The following is an 8,081-nucleotide window of genomic DNA, read 5'->3' on the forward strand; positions in this document are numbered from 1 at the left end:
AGGAAAAATGAAGAAATTTTTAGCAATTGTATTAGCTGTGATGATGGTAATGGTAACAGGATGTTCTAAAAAACCAGACGGAGCTGTGGCAAAGATTGGCAAAGAATACATCTACCAAAAAGATGTAGACAAGGTAATGGAAGATTACAAGCAATATTATGGACAAGATATTTTCAATCCTAACACTGAACAAGGCAAGGAAGCTTTGAAACAAATAAAACCTAAAGTTATCGATATGTTAATCAACGAAAAAATCGCAAACAAAATGATGAAAGATAAAAAAATCGAAGTTTCTGACAAAGAAGTTCAAGCGGAAGTGGATAAGCTTCAAAAACAATTAGGTGGAGCTGACAAATTCAAAGAACAACTTAAAAAAGAAAACATGACTGAACAAGCTTTGAAAGAACAAATCGAAAAACAATTGAAAAACAAAAAGCTTTCAGAACAATTTGAAAAAGACTTCAAACCATCTGACAAAGAAATCAAAGATGAATTTGACAAAAACTTAGACACTTATACTCAATATAATGCAGACCACATTCTTTTCTCTGGTAAGGATGACAAGGGTAAGAACTTAGATGATGCAAAACTTAAAGCAAAATCAGACTTGGCAAACAAAACTTACGAAGAAGTAAAGGACGGCAAAAACTTCAATGAGGTTGCAAAAGCAAAATCAGAAGATCCATCAGCTAAGCAAAATTCTGGTAAATTAGGAGATTTCTTAGCATCAACTATGGTAAAAGAATTCTCTGATGCTTTGAAGAAAATGAAACCAGGTGAAGTATCAAAACCAGTTAAGACAGAGTTTGGATATCATATAATTAAGCTTAACAGCAAAGTTACTGAATTAGACAAGATGACTGATGCTAACAAGCAAAACATAAACAGAGCAATTTCTAACAAAATTATCCAAGGAAAAGTTCAAAAAGAATTTGAAAAACAAAAAAAGGATATGGGAGTAAAAATTTACTAAAATTTGATAAAAAAACGCTGTTTTTTCAGTCAAAACACTTGAAATAAAAAAAATATTACTGTATACTGTATTTAAAATAGGTTTTAACTATTTTGAAAATTTAAGGAGGAAAAGATGAATAAATCTGAATTATTAACTAGCATAGCTAAAAAAAGTGAGCTATCAAAAGTTGAAAGCGAAAGAGCTTTAAACGCATTCATTAAAACTGTTGAAGAAACATTAGCAAAAGGTGAAAAAGTACAATTAGTAGGATTTGGTACATTTGAATCAAGAGAAAGAAAAGCTCGTGAAGGAAGAAACCCAAGAAATCCTGAAGAAAAAATTCAAATTCCTGCATCAAATGCGCCTGTATTTAAAGCTGGTAAATCTTTAAAAGAAGCAGTTAACAAGAAAAAGAGTAAATAGTTTATAAATCAGGCCTATGGCCTGATTTTTTATTATTAAACTTTTAATTATCAAAGAAAGATTGATTATGATTTACGATTTTTATATTAACAAAGACATAAAGGATAGATTTAGAATTTTATCGGATGATAAGCTTATTTATTCTGGATACAAGGAAGGAAATAGTACCTCGTTTTTTGATGCATTCATTGGGTCAAGCTTTGACAAGGGGTCAAACTTTGTGTTTTACGATCAAAACGAAGATGTCGTGATGAAGGTTGAGCGTATTTTTTATGATAATAACAAAAAATACGTAATAAATTCCAAGAATGTCAATTTTACATTAGAGTCTGACATGTCTAACACTATTAAATACGACAACGACAAAGTAATTGATATTTCTGATTTCAAACATATCAATGTACTAGATATTGGCAATATAGAATTAAACAAGAAAGGTTTCAGCATCTACGAAAAGTTTACATTGGATGTAAAGGATGAAAACTATACATTTGTTGTCATTGCTGTGGCTTTGTTTATATGGGATGTATATATTAAAGAAAGATTAGGATTTATAAAATAATGAGTAAAACGGATTTTTTTGTAAAAAATTTTGGCAGCAGAAATGATGCCAAGAAGAAAATCATTTCAATTTTGTTGGCTAACTTATTGGCTGCCGTTGCGATTGACTTTTTCTTCAGTCAAAAGAACTTCTTGAGTGGTGGTTCTACTGGTATTGGATTGTTGGTTCAATATATGACGGGAATTCCTACTGGAGTTACAGTGTTCTTGCTTAATATTCCAATTATGATTATTGGATACAAATATTTAACTAGACAATTTGTAAACTACGCAGCGATTTCTACGATTGTGTTGTCTGTGTATTTGACATTGTTCCACTATCTTCCAAATCCATTTATTTTAAAGGATGATATGCTTGTAGCTGTAGTTGGCGGAGCGATAAATGGTACTTCGATGGGTACGCTTTTTAGGTTTGGTACATGCAGTGGTGGATTGGATATCATAGCTGCGATTATGAAAAACGAAAAAGATATTTCGATAGGAAATGTACTTATGGCTTGTAACGCAGTAATCATCGCTATAGGTAGTGCTTTGTACGGTATTGACAAGGGATTTTACACTATTATTTCTATGTTTGTAGCTTACAGAGTTTTGGATAAAATCGAATTGGGTATTGGCGAAACAAAACAAGTTTTCGTTATTACTTCAAAAAACGAAGAAGTTGCAAATATTATTATGCAAGATATGAACCGTGGCGTTACTCTCTTACACGGAGAAGGTGCTTATTTTAATAACGACCAAGATATAATCTTCTGCGTGTTGAAGAGAGCGCAGGTTGCTTATTTGAAGAAGAAATTGAAGAAGATTGACCCACGTGCATTTATTACAGTAAATGACGCATATGAAGTGTTGGGTAAAGGATTCGAAAAAGAAGAATATTAAGGAGTGGTATTATCAAAAATTTATTAATAGCACAATCAGGTGGACCGACTTGTGCCATCAACGCAACATTGGCTGGTTGTTACAAAAAGGCAATTGAGCTAGGATTTGACAATGTTTACGGTGCATTATACGGTGTGCAAGGATTGTTGGATTCCAAAATCATAGATTTGAAATCACAAATAAAAACAGATGAAGATTTGAACAGATTGAAAATCACTCCAGCAAGTGCATTGGGCTCTTGCAGATACAAAGTGGATAGCGAAGAAAAACTTGCGAAAATCGTGGAAATTTTGAAATCATTTAATATCAATTATTTTATCTACATTGGTGGCAATGATTCGATGGACACAGTGTATCAATTATCCAAATACATCGAAAAAATTGGAGAAGATATTCATGTAATGGGTTCTCCAAAAACAATCGACAATGATTTATTCGGAACTGACCATACGCCAGGGTTTGGATCTGCAGCTAAGTTTGTAGCGAATTCTGTCTATGAAATAGCAAAGGATGTCGAAATCTACGACTACAGAACCATAACTATTGTAGAAATAATGGGACGATACGCTGGATGGTTGACAGCAGCAGGTGCAATCTCCAAGAAACTTTGTAACCTTGGAGCAGATCTTGTGTATATAAGTGAAGATACATTTGAGTTTGATAATTTAGTAAAAGAAATCAATGAAAACTTCAAAAGAACGGACAACATTTTGATTTTAGTAAGTGAAGGAATCAAAGATTCTTCCAATAACTTCATATCCAAAACATCTGGCAAGAAAGACAAGTTCGGCCATGCACAATTGCAAGGACCGTCTCACATAATCAGAGACAAATTAAAAGAAATTTACGATATGCCGATTAGAAGTATCGAACTTAACATACTTCAAAGATGTGACATGTCATTTGCATCTAAGACAGACATCGAGGAATCATTCGAAGTTGGAGAATTTTCTGTTGAATGTGTGGAAAATCATTCGGGCAAAATGGTTGGAATCAAAAGAATTTCCAACAAGCCTTACAAGACAGAATTTGAACTTGTGGATATAGAAAAAGTTGCTAACAAAACGAAAATGATAGTTCCAAAATACACAGACAGCCATTTCCAAATCGACGACGAATTTATGGACTACATTCTTCCTTTAATCGAAGGAGAAATAGACGTAGAATACAAAAATGGAATAGCACAATACTTTGCATTCGACAAAGAAGATATTGTGAAATTGTAAAACAAAAGGGCAGAGTATTTAATAATTCTGCTCTTTTTTAAAAAATTGTAAAAAACACTTTACAAAACAATATTATTGTGCTATCATAGAAAGGTAGTCGTGGTTCATTAGCTCAGATGGTAGAGCACCTGACTTTTAATCAGGGTGTCCCGGGTTCGAGTCCCGGATGAGCCACCAATAGCCGAGCTTTTGTAGCTCGGTTTTTTTATTTGAGGTGAAAAATGTATTTAATTGTATCCGCATTGATATTATTATTTTTATTAATATCAATATCATACAAAATTAACATAATACAGTACGAAATAAAATCTAAAAAGATTGACCGTGATATGGACATATTATTCTTATCGGATCTTCATTCATGCGATTATGGAATAAATCAAAAGAAATTAATGGATAAAATAAAATCCGTCGATTGTGATGTGATTTTGTTGGGTGGAGATATTGTAGATGACAAATTAAAACCCAAAAAAGCATTTGAATTACTGGAACAATTGCAACAACTGGGTAAAAAGATATACTACGTTCACGGCAATCACGAAAAAAGAATAGAAAACCTCGTAGAAATAGATGAGACAATCAGAAAATATAATGTACAAATTCTAGATAATGAAGATGTGTTCTTATCAAACAATATTAAACTTATCGGAGTGGACGATTCATCTGGAAAAATTTTGGAAAACTATGAAAATAAATTAGATGATTTAGATGAAAAATTAAAATCAGAAAATTTTAATATATGTTTGATTCACAAACCAGATTATTATTTCAAGAAAAATCTAAAAAATTTCGATTTGATGATATCGGGACACACTCACGGAGGACAATGGAGGATTCCTTTTATATTAAATGGAGTTATATCTCCGGGACAAGGCTTGTTTCCAAAGTATGCAGGGGGAATGTACAACGACGATTATACACTGGTAGTGTCACGTGGACTTGCCAAGGAAAAGACAGTCGTTCCAAGGATATTTAATCGACCAGAAATCAATTTAATAAAATTAACAAAAATCAACAATAGTTAAGAAAAGTATACAATGCTTGGAAAACTATTGTTTTTTTATTTTATTGTACTAAAATATAATTAAAGGTAAATAAATTATTACTTGACAACGAAAGGGGACAATATGAAATACTCAATGAAAAAGCTATTTGCAACTATGGCTGTAGTATTTGTTGTAATAGCTGGACTGAATGCTTGCCTTGTAAACAAATCAGAAACGATTTCTAGTTCAGGGATAGAAGTCGATGATGATTATAAGTACATTTCACTATCACATGAAAATGTAGGAGGAGAAATGGAATATGAAAAATCTGGCTACAAGGGAGTACTGAAGAAATCAATACGTCCAGACTATGAAGAAGAGGGTAGGTTGTATTACAGATACTCTGGGAATTTAAAGAAACAATAAGGAGACAAAAATGTTTACTTACAAACTAAAAAAATTATACAGATACAAGATGATTCCATTTTTGATTCTATTTTCTATAATTATGGGTGTGGTTTCTTTTTTTCTACATTTTAAGACAACCAACCATGCATTTGATTTTCTTACTTCAAGTCATATGTCCATTTCTAATGGCATTAGTTGGGATGAGGTCGTCATAAAAAAAACTGACTGGAAGAAAATAACTCCGGAAGAACCAGATAAGGAGAGCTACGAAAACCACAAGCAATACCTGATTGAAGGGAAAAATATACTACAAAACTTGATGAAAGCTCATGGTATTGACGAAAACTACAAGTATAACAAGTCTAGTTATAATGAAAAGGATATCATAAAGTACACTAATGAATTGGATGCTCTGAATAATAAGTACAATACAGACGAGAACATAGATAATCCTAAGGAGCTCAGGAGAGCTGTACTGAATGGAGAAGGCTACATAAATTTCTTGAAAGAGAGAAACTCCGTAGAGGATAGATTGATTGACGAGAATGACAATCACAGTTTCAGCAAAGTGATATTTGATGAAGCTGGTGTGATTTTTGGAGCTGTGCCGATAATTCTACTAGGTTTTGTGATGATTTTTGCAATGAGAGAAGATGATATAACTTCCGTCACTTCGAATTCCAAAATCAAGGATGTAGCGAATAATTTTGGTATTATTATGTGTATGATTGTGATGTACATTTTCATTTCATTGTTGACAGTATTTGTGGCATCTTTAATAACTGGAAATGGCGTGGGCGATTTAACATATCACTACGATTCTACATTTGTTATTAGGACTGTTCAGGACAGAGTTGGTTCGATACACGAATACTCATACGTTATGAGAACGCCTTTGTCTACATTTTTTAAGAGTGTATTTCCTTTTGCGTTAATTACTATGGCGTTTGGATTTGCATTTTCTTTTGTTGATAAACTTATACAAAATACCAAAGCAAAATATTTTACTTTGGTTTTAATAATGAGTTTGCTATTGGTTGATTTTAATTTCTTCAATCATGCATACAATCCTCTAAGCTTGTTTAAGTCGTTTTCGTTAAAACCTGTGATTGCTACAGTGTTTATGCTTTTGATAACAGCTATAGGCACGATTTTTTTGAACAGGAGAAAAGAATTCACATCTCATGATACATACAAAGGTCGAAATGTATTCAACTTAAAAGGTTCCATTAAAAACCGCATTCTATCATTTAATGGGTTTTTGATATTATTTGTCGTGTGTGCTATTTTGGTTGGAAATATATGCCTACAAAACAATTGGCACAATTTTAATTCAACTCAAATTAAAAACTATAACGATCTTAATTCTAACTTAGAATATTTGGTTTATAGGGATATTGATGAGATTAAGGCAAAATACGGCAATAGCAAAAGGGCAAAGGAAATGATAGATTCTCATTCAGATGCTTTGGGATTTTACGAAAATGAGAACAAATACTTCGAAGCTTACGAAAATAGATACAAGACTCCCCAAAAGTTCAATAATGTGAATAAGGAAAGGGTAACTGAATTTAATGGTTTTGATTTTCAAGGAACAGGTAGTGAAACAACAGGAATGGTGGATGTATTCAACGATTTTGCTCTTGAAGGAGCATTCTTAAAACAAAAATACATGCTCATAAACAACATCACACCAACAGACAGATTCTATATTCCGCAATCAGGAATTGATTATAATCCTTTTGATGTGGATAGTTTCAAAGGAACTTTGCCTAAAATCAATTACTACATTACTCATGGAATATCAGAGAGAAATAATGCTTTTGCGATGTTACATGATTACTTCTATCTTAAATTTAATGTAGTGTTGATTGTGTTTGCACTATTGCTGTTCACATCTACGATTATCAAATCGAATAAACAGCTTGAACTTAAATCGGTACTTCCTGTAAGTCGAACAAAATCGTACAAATCTAAGATTATAGAAAGCGTAATATATGCTATTGGTATAAACATCATGGCAGCTTTGGTATTATTCTTAGCTGGAGGTATGATGGGTGGATTTGGAGACAGTGATTTTCCGATTATTAACTATATTGTGGACGGTGGAATTATTTACTCAAATGTTGGTCCATTTCTGGTGTATATACTAGAATCTTTTACAATAACTGTGTTGTTTACGATATTTATCAGTATGTTTGTAAATTCTATGTACACTGCTACTAACAAGCTATTTACGATATTAATATCAATGATTGCATTGATAATTCCATTTACCGCAATTAAATACATGGGAGTAATCGGATCATTTATTCCATTTAACTATGTGGATTCGGGATTTGTAGCTACGGGATTTTTATCGGCGTTGATAAGACAGAATTCTTACACGATGGTGATGGCTGTTGTAGTTCTTGTGATTAGTTCAATATTGTTTTATGTATTGGGCAGAGTTTCATTTGGCAGGAGGAAATAATGTTAGAAGTAGTAAATATTGAAAAAAGTTACGGAAAGAAAAAGATACTTCACGATATATCTTTTAGTATTGAAAAAGGACAAATCAAAGCTTTGGTAGGACCGAATGGCTCTGGGGACAGTGATATAATGATGACAGATACAATAAATCCATTAAAATCAAAGTTT

General features: G+C 32.4%; 8 protein-coding genes and 1 tRNA gene. All 9 read left to right on the plus strand.

What is annotated here, in order from left to right:
* Window positions 1-7: 7 nt before the first annotated feature.
* Window positions 8-973, plus strand: a complete 966-nt coding sequence (locus ACLUJM_RS09085; RefSeq protein WP_412412691.1) for a peptidylprolyl isomerase — start codon at window positions 8-10, stop codon at window positions 971-973.
* 114 nt (window positions 974-1,087) lie between these two features.
* Window positions 1,088-1,378 carry an HU family DNA-binding protein gene (locus ACLUJM_RS09090; protein ID WP_002835383.1) on the plus strand — a complete coding sequence of 97 codons (291 nt, stop codon included), beginning with the start codon at window positions 1,088-1,090 and terminating at the stop codon, window positions 1,376-1,378.
* A gap of 67 nt (window positions 1,379-1,445) precedes the next feature.
* On the plus strand, window positions 1,446-1,940 hold the full coding sequence (locus tag ACLUJM_RS09095) for a hypothetical protein (protein ID WP_294684214.1): 495 nt from the start codon (window positions 1,446-1,448) through the stop codon (window positions 1,938-1,940).
* Complete coding sequence (locus ACLUJM_RS09100; protein WP_002841214.1) at window positions 1,940-2,821, plus strand: YitT family protein; 882 nt, start codon at window positions 1,940-1,942, stop codon at window positions 2,819-2,821. Before ACLUJM_RS09095 ends, ACLUJM_RS09100 begins: the two co-directional genes overlap by 1 nt.
* 26 nt (window positions 2,822-2,847) lie before the next feature.
* Window positions 2,848-4,047, plus strand: coding sequence for a diphosphate--fructose-6-phosphate 1-phosphotransferase (locus tag ACLUJM_RS09105; protein WP_412412695.1), 1,200 nt, complete (start codon window positions 2,848-2,850; stop codon window positions 4,045-4,047).
* A gap of 101 nt (window positions 4,048-4,148) precedes the next feature.
* Window positions 4,149-4,224, plus strand: a tRNA-Lys gene (locus tag ACLUJM_RS09110).
* 44 nt (window positions 4,225-4,268) lie between these two features.
* Window positions 4,269-5,072, plus strand: coding sequence for a metallophosphoesterase (locus tag ACLUJM_RS09115; protein WP_412412692.1), 804 nt, complete (start codon window positions 4,269-4,271; stop codon window positions 5,070-5,072).
* 102 nt (window positions 5,073-5,174) lie between these two features.
* A complete protein-coding gene (locus ACLUJM_RS09120; RefSeq protein ID WP_412412693.1) occupies window positions 5,175-5,459 on the plus strand; it encodes an isoleucyl-tRNA synthetase in 285 nt (94 codons plus the stop codon).
* Between the two features lie 10 nt (window positions 5,460-5,469).
* Window positions 5,470-7,914 carry a hypothetical protein gene (locus tag ACLUJM_RS09125; RefSeq protein ID WP_412412694.1) on the plus strand — a complete coding sequence of 815 codons (2,445 nt, stop codon included), beginning with the start codon at window positions 5,470-5,472 and terminating at the stop codon, window positions 7,912-7,914.
* The last annotated feature ends 167 nt before the right edge of the window (window positions 7,915-8,081 follow it).

It is taken from the genome of Finegoldia sp., from assembly GCF_046991905.1.
Classification (GTDB): Bacteria; Bacillota; Clostridia; order Tissierellales; family Peptoniphilaceae; genus Finegoldia.